Source organism: Nonomuraea sp. NPDC049646 (assembly GCF_044465525.1).
In the GTDB taxonomy this organism is placed as follows: Bacteria; Actinomycetota; Actinomycetes; order Streptosporangiales; family Streptosporangiaceae; genus Nonomuraea.
Window position 1 is genome coordinate 1 of the sequence record NZ_JBITLU010000025.1, and the last position, 23,194, is coordinate 23,194.

The following is a 23,194-nucleotide window of genomic DNA, read 5'->3' on the forward strand; positions in this document are numbered from 1 at the left end:
GCCGGTGCCACGCCCGCCTACCTCGGCTTCACCATCGCCGGCCACCTCCTCGGCCGCGCGGTCCTGACCGCCACCGCCGAAACCCCATGACCGTGCCCCCGATCGAGCTCTCCGCGTCCGGCATCCACCTGTCCCGGGGCGGCAGGATCCACGCCGGTGCCCGGCCGGCGGGCGCCGGGCGCGATGGCTGGCACCTGAAGGCGTTCCACGCCAGGACCGGCTCCGACGTCCACGCCGATCACTGGCACGTGAACACCGAGTCCGACGAGATCGTGTCCTGCGTCATCGGCAAGATCCGCCTCTACCTGCGTCCAGAACGACCGGGACGGCAGGGGGAAGTAGAGGAGGAGATCAGGCTGACGGCCGGCACCGCCGCCATCGTCCCGCGCGGGCGGTGGCACCGGATCCAGCTCGACATCCCCAGCACCATCATGACCATCACTGCGTCATGTGGCGGCCGTTTGGAGAGCCGCGCCGACGCCCTCTGACGGCGTCTGCTCTCCGATGGCGCACCTTCTGGTGACCGACGCCCTCCAACGGCACCCGCTCCTAGCTTCGCTTACGCGGCCGAGCAGGGAGCCTCGACGGAAACGGCCACCGCGCGATGCTCCGAGTACGACCAGTGCCAGGAGGTGTGCGGTGGCCGTCCCTACTTGCCTTACAACCCCAGATAATTTGTCAGGCATGTTGGTCAAGGCCCCCCATGCCACACATGCCTGACTCTTCGAACGCACCCAGATAACGCCCGTACTCGGCCAGCCGGCGGACGCGCTTGACGCTCACGCCGTACTCGTCGGGCAGTTCCTCGGCGAAGCGGGTCAGGTCGAGGCGGGTCTGGAGGTCGTCCAGGTCGGCCTGGGGGATCTCAATGCGGAACGGCAGGATGTCGGAACTCATGCCGTTCATCCTGGTCAGCGGGCGTTCTCGGCAGTAGTTCCCCGTGCATCGATCAGCATGCAGATTGCACACCGGGTCCTGCACTAGTGCACATCACGGCATTTCCCCCTGCTGCACCAGGGGCTGGCGAGCTCTTGCGTACGGTGTCCACATGAAGTACCTGGAAGGGCCCTTCGCGCCCGTCACCGAGGAAGTCACCGCCTACGACCTGCCGGTCACCGGGCGGATCCCGGCCGAGCTCAACGGCCGCTACCTGCGCAACGGCCCCAACCCGCTGGGCGTCGAAGACCCCGTCGTGCACGTCTGGGGCATGGGCCAGGGCATGGTGCACGGGATCCGCCTGCGCGACGGCCGGGCCGAGTGGTACCGCAACCGCTTCGTGCGTACGCCGGGTTTCGCCCCCATGGTTCACGTGATCGAGCACGCGCGACGCACCTTCGCCCTGGCCGAGGCCGGCCTGCCGCCCGCCGAGCTGGACGAGGAGCTGAACACCGTCGGCGTGTGCGCCCTGGGAGGGACCGCCGAGGGGTTCACGGCGGGCGCGCACTCCAAGCACGACCCGCTCACCGGCGAGCTGCACTCGCTGGCGTACATGGTGGGCCAGACCTTCGTCCAGCACATCGTGACCGGCGTCGAGGGAAACGTCGTCCGGGCCACCGGCATCCCCCTGACGCGGACGCCGTTCCTGCACGACTTCGCGCTCACCGAGAACCACGTGGTGTTGTGGGACACGCCGCTGGGCTTCGACGGGTTCGACTGCCGGTGGCTGCCGGGGCACCCGACGCGGGTGGGCGTGATGCCGCGTACCGGCGGCGACGTGCGGTGGCTGGACGTCGAGCCGGTCCACGTCAGCCACACGCTCAACGCCTACGACGACGGCGACTCGGTCGTGGTCGACCTGGTCACCGCCGAGGGCCCGTTCGACCCCGCCGACCCCGGGGCGATCCGGCCCGTGCTGGACCGCTGGACGATCACCCCTGACAAGGTCCACCAGCAGCGCATGGACGACCGCCCGCAGGACTTCCCCCGCCTGAACGAGACCCGTGCCACCCGCCCGTACCGGTACGGCTACTCGGCCGCGGCCGCCCTGTACGGCGTCCCGTTCGCCCCCGAGGGCCCGCCGCCGGACGACGCGTTCACCAACGCCCTGGTCAAGCACGACCTGGAACGGGGAACGACCGAGGTGCACGGCTTCGGCGACGACGAGGCGGTCGGCGAGGCGGTCTTCGCCCCCACCGGCCAGGGCGAGGACGAGGGTTACCTGCTCACGTACGTGCACAACCCGCGCAGGAACGCGAGCGACCTGGTGATCCTCCCGGCCCAGGACTTCACCGGCGAGCCCGTCGCCCGCGTCCACCTCCCCGTCAGGGTGCCGCTCGGCCTGCACGGCAACTGGCTGCCCGACCGCTGAGGCGTGGCAGCATGGCCGACGTGAACGATCCGCAACCGCCGTACCTCCGGATCGTCGCCGACCTCGAACGGCGTATCGCCGACGGGGAGCTGCGGCCCGGCGATCCCGTCCCCACCACCCGGGCGATCATGCGCGAATGGGGGGTCGCGATGGCGACGGCCAGCAAGGCGCTCGCCGCGCTCAAGCAGGCGGGCGCCATCGAGTCCACGTCCCGGGTCGGCGCGGTGGTCGCGTCCCGGAGGCTGCCCGCGCGTTCGGCCGGAGGGCTCGAACGCGACCGCGTCGTCCGCGCGGCCATGGAGATCGCCGACGCGGGCGGCCTGGCCGCGCTGTCCATGCGGGCGGTGGCGGCCGAGCTCGGGGTCGCGACCATGGCCCTCTACCGGCACCTGGAGGGCAAGGCCGAGCTCACGCAGCTGATCGCCGACGCCGCGTTCGCCGAGATCGGCTATCCGGAGCCGCCGCCGGGATGGCGTTCCCACCTGCGGGTGGCCGCGCAGTTGCAGTGGGCGGCCTACCAGCGTCATCCCTGGCTGCCGCGGCTGGTGTCCATCACCCGGCCGGGGACGCTGCCGGGGCAGCTCGCGTACGGCCTGTGGACCCTGCGCGCCCTCGACGGCCTCGGCCTCGACCCGGGCACCCGCATCCACATCTACGCCACGGTGGTCAACTACGTGCGCGGGACGGCGATCAACATCGAGAGCGAGGCCGCCGCCGAGCTGGACACGGGGATGACCAGCAAGCAGTGGGGCAAGGCCAAGCTGTCGGTCGACGGGCCGCTGATCGCCCGGGTCACGGACCCGGGCGCGGAGCTCGACCTGCAATCACTGTTCGCGTTCGGCCTGGAACGCCTGCTCGACGGCCTGGCCACGGTCATCGTCCCCCGGAAGCTCCGCCGCTGACCGGATCGTCGCGGCGGCCCTGATCCCGTCGGCCAGCGACGACAGCGACGACAGCGGCACCTCCCGGTGCGTCCACGCCTGCCTGAGGTCCTCGGTGCTGTAGCGGGGAAGCAGGTGCAGGTGGAAGTGGAACACGGTCTGCCAGGCGGTGGGGCCAGTGGCGTGCCAGATGTTCATGCCGCCGGGTTCCAGCGCGCGCCGCAGCAGGGCGGCCGTACGCACGGCCCCCTGCATCAGCAGGCCCGCGCGCTCGGGGCCGATGTCGGTCAGGTCGCGGCAGTGCTCGCGCGGGACGACCAGGGTGTGGCCGCGGGTCGCCTGCGAGAGGTCGAGGAAGGCGACCGCGTGCTCGTCGGAGTAGACGATCTCCGCGGGGACCTCGCCTGCGATGATCCCGCAGAAGGTGCACGTTCCGGCCATGGTCGTCCTTTCTCCGGCTGGTCGAGTCAGAGCGTACCGGGGAAAGATCTTGGTCGGGCACTTCCGACGATCTTGCGTGGTGGCCACCTACCTCGTGGCGGCCGGTCGCGGCCGCGCTTCGCGAGACGAGGGAGGAATCCGCCTCGCCCGTGACCTTGTCCGCGACCTCGCCCATGCCTCGACCTCGCCCACGGTCGCGTGCCCCTTCGTGAGCTCGTCCGCATCGCCCAGTCATAGAAGCTGGAGACCGCGGCCAGGATCCGGTCCACCGTGGCCGGCGACAGCAGCCTGCCCGGCCCGTCCTTTCCCTCCGCGACCACCGCCAGACCGAGCCGCTGCGCCGGACGATGGCTTGGCACCCGCCGCAGGAACGCCAGCAAGCCAGCATGTGCGGCGCCCGGAAGTCCTGCCAGTCCAAGCCCTCCCGATCGAGGAAGGTGAACAGGTACTTCAAGTCGTATCCGTACGCGCTCAGGGTGTTCGGCGAGAACTCCCCGCCCCGCAGGTGATCCAGGAACCGGCAGACCGGCCCTACCGGCTCTCCCTCATCGTCGATCAGTCGCACCCGGCGGACGATGCCGCCGTCCCGCTCCTTGATGACCCGCATCTCGGCCTCCTCGCCTTGCGGCAGCAGGGATGTGGGTCAACGTATGCGACGAAGACGCGTCAAAGAGGAGAAACTCCAAGGTCATCCAAGGGATTGTCCAGATAAGAACGTGCTGGGCCGCTACTCCTCGCCCTGCCCGAGCTGCCGGGAGGATTGCGACCGCTGGGCGATCCAGGCGATGTCCACGACGACGACATCGGCGGCTGAGACGTCAGGGTCGATGAAGCGGCGGATCAGCCAGGGCCAGGCGATCCGGTCGGTCTGGGGCCAGGTCCTGGTCACCTAGATCACGATGGGCCTCCAGTGGGGAGTTCGACGCGGCGGAAGATCCGCCACAGGGTCAGGTCATAGAGGGTCTTGGCGGTCCCGGCGATGAGGAACGGCCAGGCCAGACTGAGGGGCTGCAGCAGCCCGGCCAGCGCGGGACCGGCGGGCCGGGTCAGGTAGCGGGCGGTGTTGGTGACGGCGGCTGTGGTGGTGCGCTCGGTGGCCGGGACCATGGCCATGACGTAGGCCTGGCGGGTGGGCACGTCCATCGAGGACAGGCAGGCGCGGGCCAGCAGCATCCCCGCCGCCACTGGGAACCCTGGGGCGAAGGCGACGCCGATGAGCAGCAGGTTACTCGGCAGGTGAGTGAAGACCATCGTGTTCAGCAGCCCGATTCTGGCCGCGATGACCGGCGCGAGCAGGAAGGAGGCGGTCTGCAGGACGGCGCAGCCCGCGGACAGCAGCCCGATGCTCGCCGTGTCAGCTTGGTAGTGGACGCCCAGCCAGTAGGCCAGGTAGGCCTGCACGACGAAACCCCCGGCCAGGCTGTCCACGGCGAACAGCGCCGCCAGCCGGACCACGACCGGGCGGGGCCGGACCGGTCCGGAGACCTGAACCGAGGCCGCCTCGAGTAAGGCGGGAAGTCGCAGGGCCAGCAACGCACCAGCCACGCCCACGGCCAGCAACACAGCGCCGAGCAGCGACCGCGAGGGCGGGAGCGCGCCCAGCAACGCGCCGGCGGCCCCGGCGGTGGCGGCGACGGCGTTGTAGAGGCCGAAGCCGCGCACGGCCACGCCGCTGCCATCCAGCATGACCTGCTCCACGGTGGTGAACGGCCCGGACTCGACCACCTCGACCGACAGCGCGCCGGACAGGGCGGCCAGGCTCAGCAGCCACACCGGAGCTCCGACCGCGATCAGTAACCCGCACAGGGCCAGGGCCAGGTACAACACGGCGTAGGAGCGGCGACGGCCGAACCGGTCGCCCCAGCGGGCCAGGGCGATGCTGGCCAGCGCGCCTCCGGCCATCACGGCCGCCAGCACGAGACCGACTCCGGCGGCCTGCAGCCCCTCGGCCCGCAGCAGCGTGGCGAGCTGGACGGCGGCCAGTCCGTACGCCAGACCGCGCAAGGCCTGCGCTGCGAAGATCAACCGCGCGGCACTCACGCGGGTTCGCCCTCACCGCTTGCGGGCGGCAGGATCGCGTCCAGCCTGCCAGCGCCCGAGAGCTTCACTCGAGACCCGGGCATAGCGGGCCAGCGAAGCGACCGAGGTGTGCCCGGAGAAGGCGAGCAAGGTGGAAGTGTCGGCCCCATCCTCGGCCGCGTGGGTCAGCGCCGAATGCCGTAGTTGATGAAGCGTCCAGCCGCCGGTGGCCTCCTCGAACAGCTCAGCTGCCCGCCGATACGACAGTCGCGCCTTCCCGCTGCCACTGTCGATGTCGGCCGGCGGCAACTCCACCCGGGCCCGCCTGTCGGTGGTGAACACCGGCCCCGACCTGCGCCCGCCCAGCAGACGAGGCAACAGCCGGGCGGTGCCGGTGCGCCACACGATCACGTCCACCGCGCCGCCTTTCCGCCGCACCCTGGCCTTTCGGTTACGCAAGTCCAGTTCCTCGACATCGAGCGCCAGGACTTCGGACGCCCGTGCCGCGGACTCATACAGCAGCCGCCACAAGGTCCGCTCACGAAGCGCAATCCCTTCCCGGCCGAGCAACTCGGCAACCTCGGCATGGTCCAGCGACCGCGTGCGGTCGACCTCGACCGGGCGGCGCTTGAGCCGACGCAACGGGTCCTCGGTGATCCCGCCACCACCGACTCGCCGAGGACAACGCGTTCAGCCGCGCGTTGACGGTGGTCTGCGTGCGGGGGCTTGTGAGCCCGGACGACGCGGGCTTGACTGGGACCAACACCGCTGACGGGGCGAACCTGTCGCGGTCCTTGCGGCGTACGGCGCGTGAGTCGGACCCTTGAGGACCTGCGCGGTCATGTCGACTGTTCGTGACGGGAAAACGCTCGCGGCTATGTAGGTCGCGCTTCGGCATGTGTCGTCTGCCATGATGCCGATGCCCTTGGACAGGGCGCGTACGCGATCGTCGGTCACCTCGGTGAGGATGATGTTGGTCACGTGATGCCCGACCGGATTGGCACGTCCCGCCACGGCGCCTAGGTCCGGATCCGCCATCGGAGCCCATCGATCAACTGCCGCCTGCTCCACTTCGGCGGACGCCCCATGCCCAACCGACTTTCTGGTGGGCGACACCTCCCGTCGCCCAGGACGACGAGCCCGCCGACGGTATCCACCACAGGGTCGGCGACGTGCAGGTGTGGTGCCTGGACGGCCCCGGCTGGGATGGCGGGCCTGCGGGCAGGTGGCCGACCGGGGCCAAATGGAACACCCCCGGCACCTGGGAGCAGATCATCCGGCTCCGGCACCGACGACCCCAGCCAGTTGATGTCGCCGGCCTGGTGCCGCACTGCTGGAGGCCGGATGCTTGGCCTGACCGAGCGCACCCTGCCCCTGCGCGAGCTCGACGAACACCTGATCGCGGCCTTCACCAGCGTTGGCGGCTGACGCCGGACGCGCAAGAGCGCCGGTCCAGAAGAACCCGGGCCGGCGCTCTGTGCCGTCCACGGCGGACGGGGGCGTCGTGTTCTCCCGCGGGAACGTGGCGGTGGGACTTCGGCCCGGGCCGCGAACGCCCGCCGTTCCGGACCGCGTCCCTCCGGCCCGTGGTCGGCCGGAGGGACGTCAGCTGTCTACTTGCCGATGGGCGTCACGGCGATCTTGTCCACGATCGGGGCGTATCGCGAGCGCAGCAGAACGCCGGGGAAGGTGTCGGAGATGTAGGTGACGCCGTCGAAGTTCGGCAGTTCCCGTGAGGCGAAGGCGATGGTGTTGGCTCCCTTCGTGAGCTGGACCGGGATGGTGAGCTCCCAGAAGTTGTCGGCGTGGAAGGAGTGGGGGAACCAGGTCCGCCGGGGCTGGGCGCCGTTGACGGAGATCTCGGCGTGGCGGGCCAGCGGGTCGGGGTTGTAGTGGGAGGCGGGGGACTGCTCGGGGTTGGAGTAGCGGACGGTCAGCGCGTAGGTCCCGTTCTTGGGGGCGGTGACGTCGAAGGTGAGGGTGTTGGTCTCGCCGGGGGCGCCGCCGATGTCGGTGACGGCCTTGCCGCCGCTTGCCAGCAGGAGGTCGGTCGTTTTGGCGGTGCCGGTGAGGCGGGCGGACTCGGCTTCGTACCAGGTGGGCTTGAGGGCGCCGGAGCCGGGCAGGACGCGCAGGCGGTCCAGGCGGAGCCTGCCGGACTGGCCGGTGACAGTGATCTTGTTGATGCCGCCGGACAGGAACGCCTGCACGCGGGTGGAGGCGGCGACGTCGCCGGCGCCCCGGCCGTTGACGTCGAGGCTGCCCCTGCCTCCGCCGGAGGTGTCGATGGCCAGCGTCGATCCGCCGTCGGTGGGGGAGTAGACCCAGAAGGTCGCTCGCTGGCCCTTCGTCAGGGTAACGTCGCCTGCGCCGGAGACTCTTCTGCCGGTGTAGCCGGGGGTCGCGCCCGTCAGGGTGGCGTACTCGGCCTCGTAGACCTGTTCCGAGGCCGCCGGGTTGGCCAGGGACAGATCGATCTTGTCGACGATCGCGTCGCCCTTGGTGGCGCGGCTGCCGTCGAGGCTGCGCGCGGCCAGGGTGAGCACGTGCTCGCCCTTGGTCAGGGTGACCTTGGTGTCCGCGTGGTCCCAGACCACCCATTTGTAGCCCAGAGGCAGGTGCAGCTCCTGCTCGCCGCCGCCGTCCACCCGCAGGAAGACGTTGGTCGGGCCCTGGTCGCGGACGGCCGGGGAGGTGTTGAGCGAGTTGGCGAAGACCGACAGGTCGTAGGTGCCGTTCTGGGTGACCGAGACCTTGAAGTCGAGCGTCACGTCGGAGCCGGTACGCAGGCCGCCGACGTCGTAGGCGCCGGAGGTGTAGAACTTGCCGACGTTGGCCGGTGTGCCCTCGGGGCCGTTGCGGCTGTAGCCGGTGCCCGTGTGCGCCGCGTCCTCGGCCTCGTAGGTGGCCCGCCACAGGTCGGTGGGCGCGGTGACGGGCGAGGCGTTGGCGCCGGGGCTGAGAATGATCTGGTAGGCCGAGGACTCCTTCAGCACGGGCAGAGCGGCGCCGAAGTCGAAGGCCACCGAGCCGTTCCTGACCGGCTGGCTGAGTTCCGCCAGAACGCGCGGCTGGGCCGAGTCGCCGAGCTGCCCGGTCCAGGGGATCTCCTGGACGAGCGCGTGGACGGTGCCGCCGAACAGCGCCGTGTCCACCTTGTCGAAGCGCACGCCCGCGTTGCCGGAGGAGCCGCCGAACAGGACGCGGGCCTGTGCCTTGGCCCGGTCGAGCGTGGCGACGCCCTGCAGGGAGTAGCTGACGTTCGGGCGGGGCGGGGAGACCTTGACCGTGTTGCCGGTCATCCGGCCGTAGGCGTTCAGCAGCCACCACTGGCCGTTGCCGCGGTTGGCCTGAACGGCGGAGTCGGACAGGTTGCCGTCGATGTTCCAGTAGGCGATGTCGGCGTCGACCTTCGACTCCTCGATGGCCGAGATCCACTGGATCATCTGGCCGGGCACGGAGGTGTGGTAGTTGAAGGCGTACTCGTTGAGGTTGATCGGCAGTTGCCGGCCCTCGTACGGAGTGCCCTTGAACGCGGCCTGTTCCCACCGGCGGTAGCTGGCGACGCTGGTGCGGATGCGGGCCGGGTCGCCCAGCTCGTGCCAGGTGATGACCTCAGGGACGGTGCCCGCCTGGAGGGTGTGCCGCAGGAAGCCCTCCACCTGGCCGAACAGGACGCTGGTGTTGGGCCCGGCGATTCTGGCCGCGGGCATCCTGGCCTTGATCAGGGCGTGGACCTCGTCCCATGCCTTGAAGAAGTGCTGGGGGTCGGTGAGCCAGCTGACGTTGTTGTAGCTCCACTGGCCGCTGCCGAACATGTTGCCCTCGGGCTCGTTGAACGGCACGAAGACGATGTGATCCTGATATTTCGGGTCGAGGGTGAGAACCTGGTCGACCTGCTTGGCGATCTTGGCCTTGAAGTCGTCCAGCCGCGCCTCGGGTGTGCTGCCGGGCCACTGGTACGGGAAGCCGCGGTAGACGTCGGTCATGTAGATGTACACGTCGCCGCCGGTGCTGTCGGCCAGGGGCCTGACCACCTCCAAGGCGTCGGCGCCCGGATGTTGCGGGCCGTCCTGGGCCTTGGTGGAGACGGTGCGCAGGTTCATGCCTTCGAGCAGGTTGCCGGTCGGCAGGCCCTCGCCGTACACGCCGTACAGGGTGCCGGACGCGCCGCCGTGGAAGGCGCCGGTCTCGCTGCCGAGGTCGACGGCCAGATCGTTGGCGATCACCGTGACGGTGGCCTCGACCGGGGTGCCGTTCGCGGTGCCCTTCACGATGAACCGGCCGGGCTTGGCGTACAGCCCCGGATCGACGGCCTGCCACGTGATGCCCACGCCGCGGCGGAGGCCATCGTTGAACTGGGCGGTGGCGGTCCTCGGCAGTTCCGGTGCGACGCCGAGATCGGTGGTGGCCTCGAACGTCGTCTGCTCGACCCTCGACAGGGTGGCCAGGTGAGCTCCGGCCAGCTCGGCGACCTGCCCGGCGGTCATGGCGGCGTCGTAGACGCGGAAGTCGTCGAGCTCGCCGGCCAGGAGCGGGTGGCCGCCCCAGAACGCCTTGCCGAGGAAGCCTGAGCCGGTGGCGCCGTTCATGACGGTGGCGAGGTCGAGCTGGGCGCCCGTGCTGCCGATCGGCACGCCGTTGACGTAGTAGGTGAGCGTCCTGCCGTCGATCGTGGTGACGAGGCTGAGCCACTGGCCGGCGGGCAGCTTCTGCAGCGCTGGGACGCCGACCTCGGCCGTGCCGTTGACCGGCTTGATCGACGACCTGGTGGTTGCCTCGCCGGCGAAGGACGGGGTGACGAAGGTGGCGGTAGCGGCGTCCTTGCCGAGGTTGTAGACCCACTGGAAGTCGGGCCCGCCGGCCCACTTCAGCCAGGTGGAGATCGTCACGGCGTGGCGGTCGCGGAACAGACCGGCCGGGATCTTCACGTACGGAGCGCTCTGCGCGCCCGCGGCCCCGCCGGGCAGGGACAGGGCGTGCGTGCCGTCGGCCCCCGTGCCGACGCCGGCGGCGCCGGGGTTGGCGAGGACTCCGTCGAGGCCGGAGGGCGAGCGATCCTCGACGACGCCGCTCGACAGGTCACCGTCGAAGTCGTAGTGGAGGACCAGGGCCGGCGCGTCGGCGCCGAGCACAGGTAAGGCGGTCAGCGGCAGTGCGGTCAGCGCCAGCACGGAAGCGAGCAGTGCCCGCGGCGCGAGCCTGCGGGGCCTGGACGAGGGCATGGCCATGGGCCTTTCCCCTTCGAGAAATGTGCGAGGAGTCGAATCGATTCGGCGAATCGATTCGAGGGGGACGATAAGCGTCCGCCTCGGCAAGGGTCAAGAGCCGGAAACGTGCCGGACATCGTGCCGACACAGGATCGTCACGTCGGCCTCCGGCTCAGGTGCGCCGTGCGCTCGCGGGCGGCCGGGGACGACTCGTGCCGCCGCGGGCGCGGGACGGTCAGGCGCGCGCCGGCGCCGGGCCGGTGCTGCCCCGCAACGAGATCGGCGGAGCGACCAGCACGTGGCTGGGGGCGACGGCGGGATCGGCGATGCTCTGGATGAGCAGCTCCACCGCGCGGGCGCCCATCTCGTCGGCCGGGACATCGGCGGCGGTGAGCGGCGGGTGCAGGCTCTCGGCCCAGTGCCGGGCGGCGACGCCGACGATGGAGAAATGCCCCGGTACCGTCAGGCCCCGCTGGTTCAGCGCCCGGTACATGCCGGAAACGGCGGCCTCGTTGATGGTGGCGATGGCCGTCAGGCCGGGCTGGGCCGCCAGAAGCCGTTCGACGCATCCCTGCCCGGCCTGGGCGTCGTCGGCGCAGCAGACCTGCACGCCTTCGAGGCCGCGCGCGGCCACGGCGCGGGCGAACCCGGCCTGGGCGCGATGGCCGGGGCCGTACCCGGCGGCGACCAGCTCGGCGTTGCGGTTGACCAGGGCGATCTTCCGGTGGCCGAGGTCGGCCAGGTGGTCGACGCATTTGGCGATCAGTGACTCGTAGTCGATGTCCACCCAGGACATCTCGTCCGGATGGCCGGTGCGGCCGATGCCGACGAACGGCAGGCCGCTGTGGCGCAGGCGGGTGACCCGGTCGTCCTCAAGGCGGATCTCCATGAGGATGACGCCGTCCACCCGCCGGCCGGTGACGACGCGCTCGAACGAGCGGTCGTGCTCGCCGCCGGACGGCGACAGCAGGACGTCGAGGTCGGCGCGGGCGGCGGCGTCGACCACGCTGGCCACGAAGCCGAGCTGCATGTCGGTCAGGCGGCTGCTGGCAGGTGGGATGGCCAGCCCGATGGTGCGGGTCCGGCCCTCCTTCAGGGCGCGGGCTGCGGCGTTGGGCCGGTAGCCGAGCTCGTCGATGACCGCCTGGATGCGCCGTTTGGTCTCCGGCGAGACCGGACGCTTGCCGGTGAGCGCGTAGGAGACGGTGCTGCGCGACACACCGGCCCTCTGGGCGATCTCCCCGATGTTCACCCGCGCTCCTTCGGTCCCCATGATGACGACCATCGTAGGTCGAATCGGTTCATGGAAGGGCCGGGCGGACGATATCCGTGACGTCGGTATGTCGTCGCCTGGCGATCCGGGGAACAGCTCCCGACAAGAGCGCCGCACGCCCATTGACGCCCCGGACGGGGCAGCCCTATCTTCAGTCGAACCGATTCGCCGAATCGGTTCGACCCAACGGGGAAGGTCGCGGCACCCCTCAGCGGAGGTAAGTTAATGAATTCAGCGGCAGGGAGCCGGCGTGTCGTCGGCGTGGGCCTGGTGGTCCTGGCCGCCGCGGGCAGCCTGGCGGCCTGCTCGTCGTCCGGCAGCGGCGGCGACAGCGGTGGTGGCGGCGGCAGCACGAGCAGCGCGAATCAGGCCGCGGGAGGCGGGACCTACACGATCTGGGACCCCTACCCGCAGTACGACGGCGGTTCCCCGTGGGTGAAGCTGCTGGAGACCTGCGGCACCCAGGCGGGCGTGAAGGTCGAGCGCACCGGCTACGACACCAGCGACCTGACCAACAAGGCGCTGCTGGCCGCGCAACAGGGCAACTCGCCCGACGTGCTGATCGTCGACAACCCGGTGGTCTCGACGCTGGCCGAGGCCGGCGTGCTGACCACGACCGAGGAGAACAAGCTCGACGTCTCCTCCGTCGCGCCGAACCTGCTGGCCGCGGGGCAGAGCGGCGGCAAGACCTACGGCATCCCGATCGGGGCCAACACGCTCGCCCTGTACTACAACAAGGACGTCCTGAAGAAGGCGGGCGTCGACATCGCCGCGGTGAAGGACTGGACGTCGCTCACGGCGGCCCTGGAGAAGGTGAAGGCGGCCGGGAAGAAGGGCATCACGTTCTCGGCGATCGGCACCGAAGAAGGCAGCTTCCAGTTCCTGCCCTGGTTCTGGGGGTCCGGCGCGAACCTCACCACGCTCGACTCGCCCGAGGGCGTCTCGGCCGTGGCGTTGTGGAGCGACTGGCTGAAGAAGGGCTACGCCCCCAACTCCGTCATCAACAACACCCAGACCACCAGCTGGCAGGAGTTCGTCGGCGGCGACTACGCCTTCGCCGAGAACGGCACCTGGCAGCTGGCCAACGCCGACAAGGCCGGCTTCGCGTACGGCATCATCCCGGTGCCCGCCAAGGACGGCGGCACCGCGCCCGCCCCGACCGGCGGTGAGTTCGTCAGCGTGCCGGTGCAGTCCGACACCGGCCGCTACCCGACCTCCCAGAAGCTGGTCACCTGCCTGACCAGCGGCGACAACTCGCTCACCACGACCACCACCCTGTCCTACATCGCCCCCACCGAGCAGGTGCAGGCCAGGCAGATCGAGCAGAATGCGCAGCTGAAGGTGTGGGTGGAGGCGGTCAAGGCCGCCAAGGGCCGCACCAGCGACGACCTGGGCACCAAGTACCCGAAGATCTCCGAGCCGATGTGGGGCGCGGTGCAGGCGGCGCTGAGCGGGTCGAAGTCGCCGCAGGAGGCGATGACCGCGGCCCAGTCCGCGGCCACGAGCGCGATCCAGTAGCCGCATGAGCCACGTGACGCAGACATCGGCGGCCCCGAGGGGCCACCTCGCGGCGCGCGGCCGGTCGGGTCAGTGGGCGGCGTGGGCGTTCCTCGCCCCCGTCGTCCTCTACCTGCTGGTCTTCTACGCCTACCCGCTCTACCGCAACGTCGAGCTGAGCCTGCGGAACTACACCGTGCGCTCCTTCGTGCAGGGCGACGCGCCCTTCACCGGGCTCGCCAACTACGCCAAGGTGTTCGCCGACGCCACCTTCGGGCCGGCGCTGTGGCACACGGTGGTCTTCACCCTGGTGTCGCTGGTCTTCCAGTTCACCGCCGGGCTGGCGCTGGCGCTGTTCTTCAGCAAGAGCTTCCGGCTCTCGGCCACGCTACGGGCGCTGTTCCTGGTGCCGTGGCTGTTGCCGCTGATCGTGTCCGCCTCGACCTGGTCGTGGCTGCTCAACAGCGACTCGGGCCTGGTCAACGCCGCGCTGGGCTGGTTCGGGATCGGGCCGGTGAACTGGTTGACCTCGCCGGACTGGGCGCTGTGGTCGGTGATCATCGCCAACGTCTGGATCGGCATCCCGTTCAACCTGGTGGTGCTCTACTCCGGGCTGCAGGCGATCCCTGCGGCCGTGTACGAGGCCGCCGCGCTGGACGGGGCGAACGCCTGGCAGCGGTTCTGGCGCGTGACGTTCCCGCTGCTGCGGCCGGTGTCGGCGATCACCGTCCTGCTCGGGCTGGTCTACACGCTGAAGGTGTTCGACATCATCTGGATCATGACCAAGGGCGGCCCGAGCGGGGCGTCCACCACGTTCGCCACCTGGTCCTACCGGCTGGGCTTCGGCAACCTGGTGCCCTCCTTCGGGCCCGGCGCCGCCGTGGGGAACCTGCTGATCGTGACGGCCCTCGTCTTCGGCCTGGTCTACATCCGCGTGCAGCGACGGCAGGCCCTGGCATGAGGCACGTCAAGACCCTGATCGGGCTGGTGCTGACGGCCGTGATGTTGTTCCCGGTCTACTGGATGGTCAACGTGTCGTTCACCCGCGACACCGCGATGCGCAAGAGCCCGCCGGACCTGTTCCCGCTCCACGGCACCCTGGACGGCTACCGCGCCGTGCTCGACCAGCAGCTTCCCTACCTCGGCAGCAGCCTGGTCGTCGGGCTGGGCACGGTGACGCTGACCCTGCTGCTGGCCGCGCCCGCCGCGTACTCGCTGGCCAAGCTGCGCCCGCGCGGCGGCGGGGCGCTGAGCTTCGTGCTGCTGATCGCGCAGATGATCCCCGGGATCATCATGGCGATGGGCTTCTACGCCATCTTCCTGTCCACCGGCGTGCTCAACACCGTCCCCGGGCTGATCGTGGCCGACTCCACCCTCGCCGTGCCGTTCGCCGTGCTGATCCTCACCACGTTCATGTCGGGCATCCCCGAGGAGCTGCTGCAGGCGGCCCGCGTGGACGGCGCCGGAGTGCTCCGCGCCTTCGTCTCGATCGTGCTGCCGGTCTCCCGCAACTCGATCATCACCGTGTCGTTGTTCGCGTTCCTGTGGGCCTGGTCGGACTTCATCTTCGCCTCCACCCTCGACCAGGGCGGCGACCACCAGCCGATCACCCTCGGCATCTACCACTACATCGGCAACAACAACCAGGAATGGAACGCGATCATGGCCACCGCCGTGGTCGCCTCCGTCCCGGCGACCATCCTGCTCGTCATCGCCCAGCGCTACGTCGCCGCGGGCGTCACCGCAGGCGCCGTCAAAGATTGAGAAGGGACCTCCACTTCATGACCGTCGCCGTTCCCGGCCCGGTGTTCTCCCTGCGGGAAATCCCGTTCAGCCACCGCGGATCCTGGTTCTGCTTCTCGCCCGTGGTGGCCGAGAAGACCTACGCCCAGGACGTGCACCTGGTCTCCCACCAGACCGGCATGCACCCCGTCCTGCGGCTGGTCCCCGCCGTGGACGCCGCCGTCACGGCCACCCCGCACCAGCTCACCTGGAGCGCCGGCGACGGGCTGATCCGCCTCGCCTACGAGGGTGCCGACACCGTACGCGTCCAGGGCCGCGGGCTCGGGCTGCGGGTGCTGGCCGCCGATCCCGTGCTGACGCCGTTCAGCGGGCCGTACTTCTACCAGGATCCCGTTGACGGCTCGTACGTCTTCACCGTCTACCAGACCGGCCGCCGCTACCGGATCACCGTGCTGGCCGGGGACGCCGAGCCGCTCGGCGCGCAGGCCCTGGGCACCGCGGAACGCGGCCTGGCCCTGGACGGCGAGTGGGAGATCGCCGTCGAGGAGTACGAGACCGCCCGCGCCCCCTACTCCTGCGCCGGCGGCACCTTCGACCAGGTGGCCAAGGCCGCCCGTGCCGAGTTCGACGCCTTCGCCGACGCGGTCGCGCCCTGGCGCGGCGACGGCACGCCCGCCGCCGATCTGGCCGCCTACGTGTTGTGGTCGGCCACCGTGCGGCCTGCCGGGTTCGTCACCAGGCCCGCTGTGCTGATGTCGAAGCACTGGATGGACAAGGTGTGGAGCTGGGACCACTGCTTCAACGCCATCGCCCTGGCGGGCGGCCTGCCCGAGCTGGCCTGGGACCAGTTCCGGCTGCCCTTCGACCACCAGGACGACGCCGGCGCGCTGCCCGACTCCGTCACCCATTCGGAGATCCTCTACAACTTCGTCAAGCCGCCCGTGCACGGCTGGGCCCTGCGCCGCCTGCCTCCGGCGCCCGACGTCTACCCGCTGCTGGAACGCTGGACCACGTTCTGGCTGACGGCCCGCCGCGCCCCCGGACGCGAGCTGCCGCACTACCAGCACGGCAACGACAGCGGCTGGGACAACGCCACGACCTTCGACCCCGAGCGCGTCGTCGAGACCGCCGACCTGGCCGCCTTCCTCGTGCTCCAGATGCGCGAACTGGCCCGCCTGGCCCCCGACCCCGGCAGGGGGGCGCACTGGTCCGGCGCCGCCGACCGCATGCGGGACGCGCTGCTGGCCGAGCTGTGGACGGGGGAGCGGTTCGTGGCCCGCGGCGCCCGGAGCGGACGCACCTGGTCCACCTCCAGCCTGCTCGACCTCATGCCCATCGTGCTCGGCGACGAGCTGCCCGAACCGGTGCACACGGCGCTGGCCGCCCGCATCGAGTCCCACCTCACCGCGTACGGACCGGCCACCGAACACCCCGACTCCGAGCACTACCAGGACGACGGCTACTGGCGCGGGCCCATCTGGGCCCCGTCGACCGTGCTCGTCGAGGACGGTCTGCGCCGGGCCGGCCACACCGCCCTGGCTGACGAGATCAGCGCCCGTTTCCGCAGGCTGTGCGAGCAGTCGGGGTTCGCGGAGAACTTCGACGCGCGCACCGGCGAAGGACTGCGCGACCGGGCCTACACCTGGACGGCCGCCGCCTACCTCATCCTCGCGGCCGCCCACGAGCAGCGCAGGCAGCGCGAGCAGCGCGGGCAGCGCGGGCAGCGGCCTGACCCGGCGTCGGGACCCTCCTGATCTCGTGACATCGATTCGAGCCAGGCTCGCCGTTCCGTCGGCGCGGGGGACCGGGTGAACATCGCGGAGATCGCCAGGCGGGCGGGCGTGTCGCGGAGCACCGTCTCCTACGCACTCAGCGGCAAGCGGGCTGTGTCCGAGGCGACCCGCCGGCGCATCCTCCAGGTCATCGACGACGTCGGCTACCGGCCCAACGCCAGCGCCCGAGCCCTGGCCGAGGGCCGGACGCGGACCATCGGCCTAGTCATCCCGCCCGCCGGGCGACGGCTGAACCCGATCCAGCTCGGTTTCGTCGCCGACGTCGTGGCCGCCGCCGGCAGCCGCGAGCTGGACGTCGTCCTGTCGCCCAGCGGCGGGGAGCACGACCGCTCGTTCGAACGCATAATCAGCGGCCGGCGCGTCGACGGCGTCATCCTGATGGAGGTCCGGCTGCGCGACGCCCGCGCCGACCGCCTGAGACGGTCCGGCTTGCCCTTCGTGGCGATCGGCCACACCGCTGGCGCTGGAACCGGCACCGCGACCGGCACCTGGGTCGACCTGGACTACGAAGGGCTCGTGGCGAGCTGCGTGCACCACCTGGCCGATCTCGGGCATCGGACGATCGCCCTGCTCAACCGGCCCCAGGAGTACCTGGACTCCGGCTACGGCCCCGCCCGCCGCGCCCTGGACGGCTTCAACGCCGCCGCCGCCGCACGCTCCCTCACCGCGACGGCGTTCTGCTCCCCGGACGACGCCACAGCCGCGGAGACCCGCACGTACGACCTTCTCGCCGCTCACCCGCAGGTCACCGGCATCGTCACGATCAACGAGGCCGCCCTGCCCGGCCTGGAGCGCGCGCTGTGGCGCTCGGGGCGCGCGGTGCCCCGGCAGTTCTCCGTCATCGGCATCGTGGGGCGCCATTGGGCGGAGGCGTTCCACCCGCCCCTCACCGCGGCCGACGTGCCCGTCTCCGACATGGCCGAACGCGCCGTCGGCCTGCTCGCCGAACGGATGGTCCACCCCGGGACGCCGGCCCGCCACGTCCTGCTCACCCGGCCCGTCTCCTTGCGGGCAAGTACCGCTCCGCCCGCGTGCTCACCCATCGGATCGAGCTCACCTAGGCCGCCGACGTGAGCCATGCCGCGGACGCAGGAGAGCCCACCCCGTAGAAATCCGGTGCGGGCAGCCCCTCCAATCGACGGAGGAGGCGTTCTCCCGGGTTCTGGCCGCGGAGTCGGCCCCGGCGACATCCGGGTCATCGGCATCCGTTCACGGAGGCGGCCGCGTTCCCGGCTCCAAGTCGAGCCGGAGCCATGACGGGGACGACCGCCCACCTGCCCGACCGTCGACTGCGTTGACCAGCTCCCGGCAGGTGATCGCCAAGCACTTCGCCGCCCTTGACGCCACGCTCGCCGTGGACAACCGCCTCCCCGTAGAGCGCACGGCCCATCCGGGCCCAGGCTAGAGACGATCATCGCGCCCTTGCCCGAGCGGCCCGGACCCATGACCCGGTGGTCCGGCTCTCGTTCCAGGGCGGGCAGCAGCGGGGAGAGCCCGCCGCTGAGGATCACCTTCTGCGGGTCGAGAAGGTTGACGACGCCGGCGAGGGCGATGCCGAGTGCCTTGCCTGCAGCAAAGCCGCCTGGCTGCCGCCTTGCTCAGGACGGCGGGCCGCCTTGGCGCAGAACGCTGCTCCCGCGTACGCGTGTGGATCTCCGCTGTTCCGCTGACGAGCGCAGGATCACAGGCTCACGAATCGCTTTCGGAAAGGTTGTGCCGGGTAGATGCTGGTCCGGTGCTGGCCCGCGGAGTCAGATGGGGCGCCACATCCTCGAAATGCTCGGTTCGCTCTCCAGCGATCACTGCCATGAGGGTGCGTGCGGCGTTCATGCCATAGGCCGGAATGTCCCGGCTCAGTGCGGTGAGCGCCGGCCGGACCACCTGGGAGAGCGGCGAGTCGTCCCAGGCCACGATGGACAGCTCGCCCGGAACGTTCATGTCGAGCTCCTGCGCGACGGACAGGCCGGCCACGGCCATGATGTCGTTGTCGAAGACGATGGCCGTGGGCCGGCGCGGTGAGGTGATGAGCCGGCGGGTGGCGCGTGCACCATGCTCCCCGGAGTAGTCGGTGTGCTCGATCGTCCACTCCTTGACCCCGGCCGCCTGGCAGACGGCGGCGAAGGCGCGGTCACGTATCGCGGTGTGGGCCAGCTTGGGCAGGCCGGCGACCCGGGCGACGTGGCGATGTCCAAGGGCGGCCAGGTACTGCACGGTTTCCCGGATGGCGGCGCTGTCGTCGGACCACACCGCGGGGAGGGAGCCCGACACGGACGGGTGGCCGATGGTGACCGCGGGCATGTGCAGCGATTGGACCACGGGGATGCGCGGGTCGTCAGCATGCAGGTCCACCAGGATCGCTCCGTCGATGCGGCCCTCGCCCCACCAGCGGCGGTACAACTCGATCTCCTCGGCATGGTCCCTGGCAACCTGCAACATCAGGGCGTAGGAGTGCATCGACAACGCATCCTCGATGCCGCTGATGAGCTCCATGAAGAAGGGCTCCATGCCGAGGGTGCGCGCGGGCCGGCGAAGGGCCAGGCCGATCGTGCGGGCCTTGGCCCCGTTCAGGGCGCGGGCCGCGCTGTTGGGCCGCCAGCCGATCTCGGTGGCGATGGCCAGGATGCGAGCACGGGTGGCCTCCGACACCCCCGGCTGGCCGTTCAGGGCGTAGGAGACCGCCACCTTCGACACTCCGGCACGCTGCGCGATGTCCGCGATGGTTGGACGCTTCACCGAGCCTCCTTAATTAGTTAAGTAAACCAAATGGAATCTAGCATGCCGAAATCCCTGGGAAACCCATCGTTGACAACGTTGCGATGCCACTCCTACATTAGGCGCAACTTACACGGTTAAGTTAACGCCCCCCACACTCTCAGGAGGACACCGTGAAGAGGCGCCGCACGGCCACGGTGACTGTCGTCGCACTCGGCCTGCTGGCCGGTGCCTGTGCGACCGGCACGGCACCCAAGCAGGAGCAGGCCCCGGCGGAGGGTCCGGCCAACCTGACGTTCTGGATGACCGGGTCGGAGGACGAGGCCCTGGCCGTCCAGAAGGCCGCGGATCTCTACACCCGGGCCCACCCCGACGTGAAGATCAAGGTCTCGGCGCTGAGCTGGGACGACGGCCACGCCAAGGTCCTGGCCGCGGCAACCAGCAAGACCGGCCCTGACATCGTCTCCGGCGGCCTGTCGTGGGGCATCGAGTTCGGAGCCCTCGGCGGCATGATCGACCTGCGCGACCACGGGCTGCCCGAGGCGATCAAGGCCAAGACCCAGCAGGGCGTCTGGGAGTCGATCACCTCGCGCGACGGCGCCGTGTACGGCACGCCGCTCGACATGACGGTGTACCTCACCTACTACCGCACGGATCTGCTGGAGAAGTCCGGCCTCAAGCCGCCGAAGACGTGGGAGGAACTCACCGCGGCCCTGGACAAGCTCAAGGCCGACGGCGTCAAGGTGCCCTACTCGATGGACTGGGGAAACATCGACTGGCTGCAGTACTTCAACTTCCTGCGTCAGGCCGGCGGCACTCTCTACACACCGGACTGCAAGCCAGCGCTCAACAACGACGCCGGCGTCACCGCGCTGACCTACTGGGCCGATCTCTACAAGAAGCACAAGGCGCCCACCCAGACCGCGGAGACCCCGGCGGCACTGGCCAACGGCGTGGCCATGGTGTCCGGCGGAAGCTGGCAGATCAAGGCCATCGACACCGCCCAACCGAAGATCAAGGACAAGTGGGCCACCGCCCCGCTGCCCGTCGGCCCGGCCGGCGCCGGCGCCTTCATCGGCGGCCGTATCGCCGGCGTCATGTCCTACAGCAAGCACGCCGCCCAGGCCGCCGACTTCCTGAAGTCCCTCTACACCCCCGAGGCGGTCAAGGTGATCACCGACACCGCCGCCACCAGGGGGGTGCTGTGGATCTCGCCGCTCACCGACAACATCGCCAACCTCCCCGTGACGCCGGACCAGGTGGAGGCCATCAAGGCCGCCTTCGCCTCCGGGTACGGCCCGCCGAACTGCCCGGGCTGGGAGACCAGCCAGGCCGAGGTGACCAAGAAGCTGCAGGAGGTCATCTACGGCAAGGCCGAGCCCAAGGCCGCCCTGGACGCCGCCGCGAAGATCATGGAGCAGAACGCCGGCTGATCCGCCCCCCGGCCGGTCGTCACCTGGCCCGACCGGCCCGTCCCCACCATCGAAAGGCGATCCGATGGCCACCAAGAGGGGCACTCTCACCTCCGTCGTGATGCTCCTGCCGTTCCTGGCGCTCTTCGCGGGCTTCCTGATCTGGCCGCTGATCAATTCGCTGTACCTGAGCCTCACCAAGTTCAACGGCGTCAAGCCGCCGGAGTTCGTCGGCCTGGCCAACTTCGCGCGCCTGCTGGAGGACGAGCGCTTCCTGCGGGCACTGTCCAACACGCTGGTCTACGTCCTGGCGGCGGTGGCGCTCACCACGGTGTTCGCGCTCCTGCTCGCGCTGGCCTTCCGCGGCCAGGGCTGGGGCGACCGGATCATGCGCACCGTCTTCTTCCTGCCTTCCGTGACCTCGACGATCGCGCTGTTCCTGATGTGGCGCTGGATCTTCGCCGCGGAGGACTACGGCCTGGCCAACACGGTGTCCGGCTGGTTCGGCGGCGAACCGGTGGCCTGGCTGGCCACGCCGTCGCTGACGATCCCGATCATGGTGTTGATGGCCGCCTGGTCCGGCATGGGCTACGCGATGGTCATCTTCGTCGCCGGGATCAACACCATCCCGGAGGAGTACTACGAGGCCGCGCGGATCGACGGCGCCACTACCTGGCAGCAGTTCACCGGCATCACCCTGCCACTGCTGCGCCCGGTCACCACCTACGTCGTGATCACCACGATGATCGCGGCCTTCCAGGTGTTCGAAGCGGTCTACATCGTGTTCCGTTCGGTCAGCAACGTCGGCGGCGTCATGGACTCCGGCCTCATGATCGTCCCCTACCTCTACGACATGGGCTTCACCAAGTTCCAGCTCGGCTACGCCTCGGCGATCGCCTGGACGCTCTTCCTGATCATCTTCACCATCAGCCTGGTGCAGCTGCGCCTCGGCCGGACCACGAAGGAGCTGGGATGACGGCCCTGCACCGGGCGGCCAAGCCTCGCACGCGCATCCGCTGGGCCAAGGCGCCGCTCTACCTGCTGGCGTTCACGATGATCGTGCCGTTCTACTGGATGGTGATCACCGCGTTCAAGCCGGTCTTCGAGATCACCCGCAACCCGCCCTCGTTCGTGCCGCAGAACCCGACGACCGTCGGCTTCAGCGACCCGGACTGGAACCCGGCAGCCGACAACCCCGGCCACGTGGCCGGGTTGTTCCAGCGTTTCACCGAGGTGGACCTCGGCTTCTGGCGCTTCGCGCTCAACAGCGTGCTCATCGCCACCGTGATCACCGTGCTGGCGCTGCTGGCCGCCTCGCTGGCCGCCTACGTGATCACCAAGCATCGCGTCCCCGGCCGCCGGGTGATCTTCCTGATGATCCTCGGCTCGATGATGATCCCCTGGCAGGCCACGCTCGTCCCCAATTACCTGGTCGTGCGCAACCTCGGCTGGATCGACAGCTACCTCGGCTACATCGTCCCGGCCATCCCCAAGGCGTTCGTCGTCTTCTTCCTCGTGCAGTACCTCCAGTCGATCCCGAACGACCTCATCGAGGCCGCCAGGATCGACGGCGCGGGGGAGTGGCGCATCTGGTGGCAGGTGGTCATGCCGCTGCTGCGGCCGGCGCTCGCCGCCATGTCGATCTTCGTGATGCTCAACGAGTGGAACAACTTCCTCTGGCCGTTGATCATCGTCGAGAGCGATCAGATGGCCACCCTGCCCGTGGCCCTGGCCAGGCTGAACTCCGCCTTCACCGGCGCCCAGCACATGGGCGTGATCATGACGGCCTCGCTGCTGGCCTCGCTGCCGACCGTCGTGTTCTTCCTGCTGTTCCAGAAGCACTTCACCCGCGGCATCGCGATGTCCGGCCTCAAGGGCTGAGACCCGTCTTTAGGAGAAACCACG

General features: G+C 70.0%; 19 protein-coding genes and 1 pseudogene. 11 read left to right on the forward strand and 9 right to left on the reverse strand.

Going from position 1 to position 23,194, the window contains the following annotated elements; all coding sequences use genetic code 11:
• Nucleotides 1-86: 86 nt before the first annotated feature.
• A complete protein-coding gene (locus ACIBQ8_RS45905; RefSeq protein ID WP_397195266.1) occupies nucleotides 87-488 on the forward strand; it encodes a cupin in 402 nt (133 codons plus the stop codon).
• A gap of 190 nt (nucleotides 489-678) precedes the next feature.
• Here the strand turns inward: ACIBQ8_RS45905 and ACIBQ8_RS45910 are convergent, their stop codons facing one another.
• The gene (locus ACIBQ8_RS45910) at nucleotides 679-897 is read right to left on the reverse strand and encodes an epoxide hydrolase N-terminal domain-containing protein (RefSeq protein WP_397195267.1); all 219 of its coding nucleotides are present in this window, start codon (nucleotides 895-897) and stop codon (nucleotides 679-681) included.
• A gap of 151 nt (nucleotides 898-1,048) precedes the next feature.
• Between ACIBQ8_RS45910 and ACIBQ8_RS45915 the strand changes: the two genes are divergently transcribed.
• Together ACIBQ8_RS45915 and ACIBQ8_RS45920 are read left to right on the forward strand one after the other, a co-directional pair.
• A complete protein-coding gene (locus tag ACIBQ8_RS45915; protein WP_397195268.1) occupies nucleotides 1,049-2,308 on the forward strand; it encodes a carotenoid oxygenase family protein in 1,260 nt (419 codons plus the stop codon).
• 11 nt (nucleotides 2,309-2,319) lie between these two features.
• Complete coding sequence (locus ACIBQ8_RS45920; protein WP_397195269.1) at nucleotides 2,320-3,210, forward strand: GntR family transcriptional regulator; 891 nt, start codon at nucleotides 2,320-2,322, stop codon at nucleotides 3,208-3,210.
• On the opposite strand, the gene ACIBQ8_RS45925 is transcribed toward ACIBQ8_RS45920, so the two are convergent.
• The 7 genes and pseudogenes from ACIBQ8_RS45925 to ACIBQ8_RS45955 form a co-directional block, all read right to left on the reverse strand.
• Nucleotides 3,133-3,630 carry an HIT family protein gene (locus ACIBQ8_RS45925; protein WP_397169407.1) on the reverse strand — a complete coding sequence of 166 codons (498 nt, stop codon included), beginning with the start codon at nucleotides 3,628-3,630 and terminating at the stop codon, nucleotides 3,133-3,135. The two genes, ACIBQ8_RS45920 and ACIBQ8_RS45925, sit on opposite strands and share 78 nt — an antisense overlap.
• Nucleotides 3,631-4,015: 385 nt before the next feature.
• Nucleotides 4,016-4,237: pseudogene (locus tag ACIBQ8_RS45930) on the reverse strand (site-specific integrase); the annotation flags it as partial.
• A gap of 120 nt (nucleotides 4,238-4,357) precedes the next feature.
• A complete protein-coding gene (locus tag ACIBQ8_RS45935) occupies nucleotides 4,358-4,519 on the reverse strand; it encodes a chromate resistance protein ChrB domain-containing protein (protein WP_397169405.1) in 162 nt (53 codons plus the stop codon).
• A gap of 5 nt (nucleotides 4,520-4,524) precedes the next feature.
• A complete protein-coding gene (locus ACIBQ8_RS45940) occupies nucleotides 4,525-5,670 on the reverse strand; it encodes an MFS transporter (RefSeq protein ID WP_397195270.1) in 1,146 nt (381 codons plus the stop codon).
• Nucleotides 5,671-5,682: 12 nt separating this feature from the next.
• A complete protein-coding gene (locus ACIBQ8_RS45945; RefSeq protein WP_397195271.1) occupies nucleotides 5,683-6,291 on the reverse strand; it encodes a tyrosine-type recombinase/integrase in 609 nt (202 codons plus the stop codon).
• Between the two features lie 971 nt (nucleotides 6,292-7,262).
• Nucleotides 7,263-10,880 (reverse strand): LamG-like jellyroll fold domain-containing protein, encoded by a 3,618-nt coding sequence (locus ACIBQ8_RS45950; protein ID WP_397195272.1) that lies wholly within the window; start codon nucleotides 10,878-10,880, stop codon nucleotides 7,263-7,265.
• Between the two features lie 214 nt (nucleotides 10,881-11,094).
• Nucleotides 11,095-12,132 carry a LacI family DNA-binding transcriptional regulator gene (locus tag ACIBQ8_RS45955; protein WP_397195273.1) on the reverse strand — a complete coding sequence of 346 codons (1,038 nt, stop codon included), beginning with the start codon at nucleotides 12,130-12,132 and terminating at the stop codon, nucleotides 11,095-11,097.
• A 225-nt stretch (nucleotides 12,133-12,357) separates the two neighbouring features.
• Here ACIBQ8_RS45955 and ACIBQ8_RS45960 point away from each other — a divergent pair, with 225 nt between their 5' ends.
• The 5 genes from ACIBQ8_RS45960 to ACIBQ8_RS45980 are packed head-to-tail and all read left to right on the forward strand — an operon-like array spanning nucleotide 12,358 to nucleotide 18,239.
• Entirely contained in the window at nucleotides 12,358-13,650 is a 1,293-nt protein-coding gene (locus ACIBQ8_RS45960) for an extracellular solute-binding protein (RefSeq protein WP_397195274.1), read from the forward strand.
• A 4-nt stretch (nucleotides 13,651-13,654) separates the two neighbouring features.
• Complete coding sequence (locus ACIBQ8_RS45965) at nucleotides 13,655-14,590, forward strand: carbohydrate ABC transporter permease (protein WP_397195275.1); 936 nt, start codon at nucleotides 13,655-13,657, stop codon at nucleotides 14,588-14,590.
• Nucleotides 14,587-15,393: a carbohydrate ABC transporter permease gene (locus ACIBQ8_RS45970; protein WP_397195276.1), complete on the forward strand. Its 807-nt coding sequence runs from the start codon at nucleotides 14,587-14,589 to the stop codon at nucleotides 15,391-15,393. Before ACIBQ8_RS45965 ends, ACIBQ8_RS45970 begins: the two co-directional genes overlap by 4 nt.
• 17 nt (nucleotides 15,394-15,410) lie before the next feature.
• Entirely contained in the window at nucleotides 15,411-17,126 is a 1,716-nt protein-coding gene (locus tag ACIBQ8_RS45975) for an amylo-alpha-1,6-glucosidase (RefSeq protein WP_397195277.1), read from the forward strand.
• Nucleotides 17,127-17,180: 54 nt separating this feature from the next.
• Nucleotides 17,181-18,239 carry a LacI family DNA-binding transcriptional regulator gene (locus tag ACIBQ8_RS45980; RefSeq protein WP_397195278.1) on the forward strand — a complete coding sequence of 353 codons (1,059 nt, stop codon included), beginning with the start codon at nucleotides 17,181-17,183 and terminating at the stop codon, nucleotides 18,237-18,239.
• Nucleotides 18,240-18,854: 615 nt separating this feature from the next.
• Here the strand turns inward: ACIBQ8_RS45980 and ACIBQ8_RS45985 are convergent.
• Complete coding sequence (locus ACIBQ8_RS45985; RefSeq protein WP_397169399.1) at nucleotides 18,855-19,898, reverse strand: LacI family DNA-binding transcriptional regulator; 1,044 nt, start codon at nucleotides 19,896-19,898, stop codon at nucleotides 18,855-18,857.
• A 152-nt stretch (nucleotides 19,899-20,050) separates the two neighbouring features.
• On the opposite strand from ACIBQ8_RS45985, the gene ACIBQ8_RS45990 reads away from it, so the two are divergent.
• From ACIBQ8_RS45990 to ACIBQ8_RS46000, 3 genes are all read left to right on the forward strand, one after another.
• Nucleotides 20,051-21,310: an extracellular solute-binding protein gene (locus tag ACIBQ8_RS45990; RefSeq protein ID WP_397169397.1), complete on the forward strand. Its 1,260-nt coding sequence runs from the start codon at nucleotides 20,051-20,053 to the stop codon at nucleotides 21,308-21,310.
• A 64-nt stretch (nucleotides 21,311-21,374) separates the two neighbouring features.
• Nucleotides 21,375-22,265 (forward strand): carbohydrate ABC transporter permease, encoded by an 891-nt coding sequence (locus tag ACIBQ8_RS45995; RefSeq protein WP_397195279.1) that lies wholly within the window; start codon nucleotides 21,375-21,377, stop codon nucleotides 22,263-22,265.
• The gene (locus ACIBQ8_RS46000; RefSeq protein ID WP_397169394.1) at nucleotides 22,262-23,170 is read left to right on the forward strand and encodes a carbohydrate ABC transporter permease; all 909 of its coding nucleotides are present in this window, start codon (nucleotides 22,262-22,264) and stop codon (nucleotides 23,168-23,170) included. Before ACIBQ8_RS45995 ends, ACIBQ8_RS46000 begins: the two co-directional genes overlap by 4 nt.
• Nucleotides 23,171-23,194: the final 24 nt, after the last annotated feature.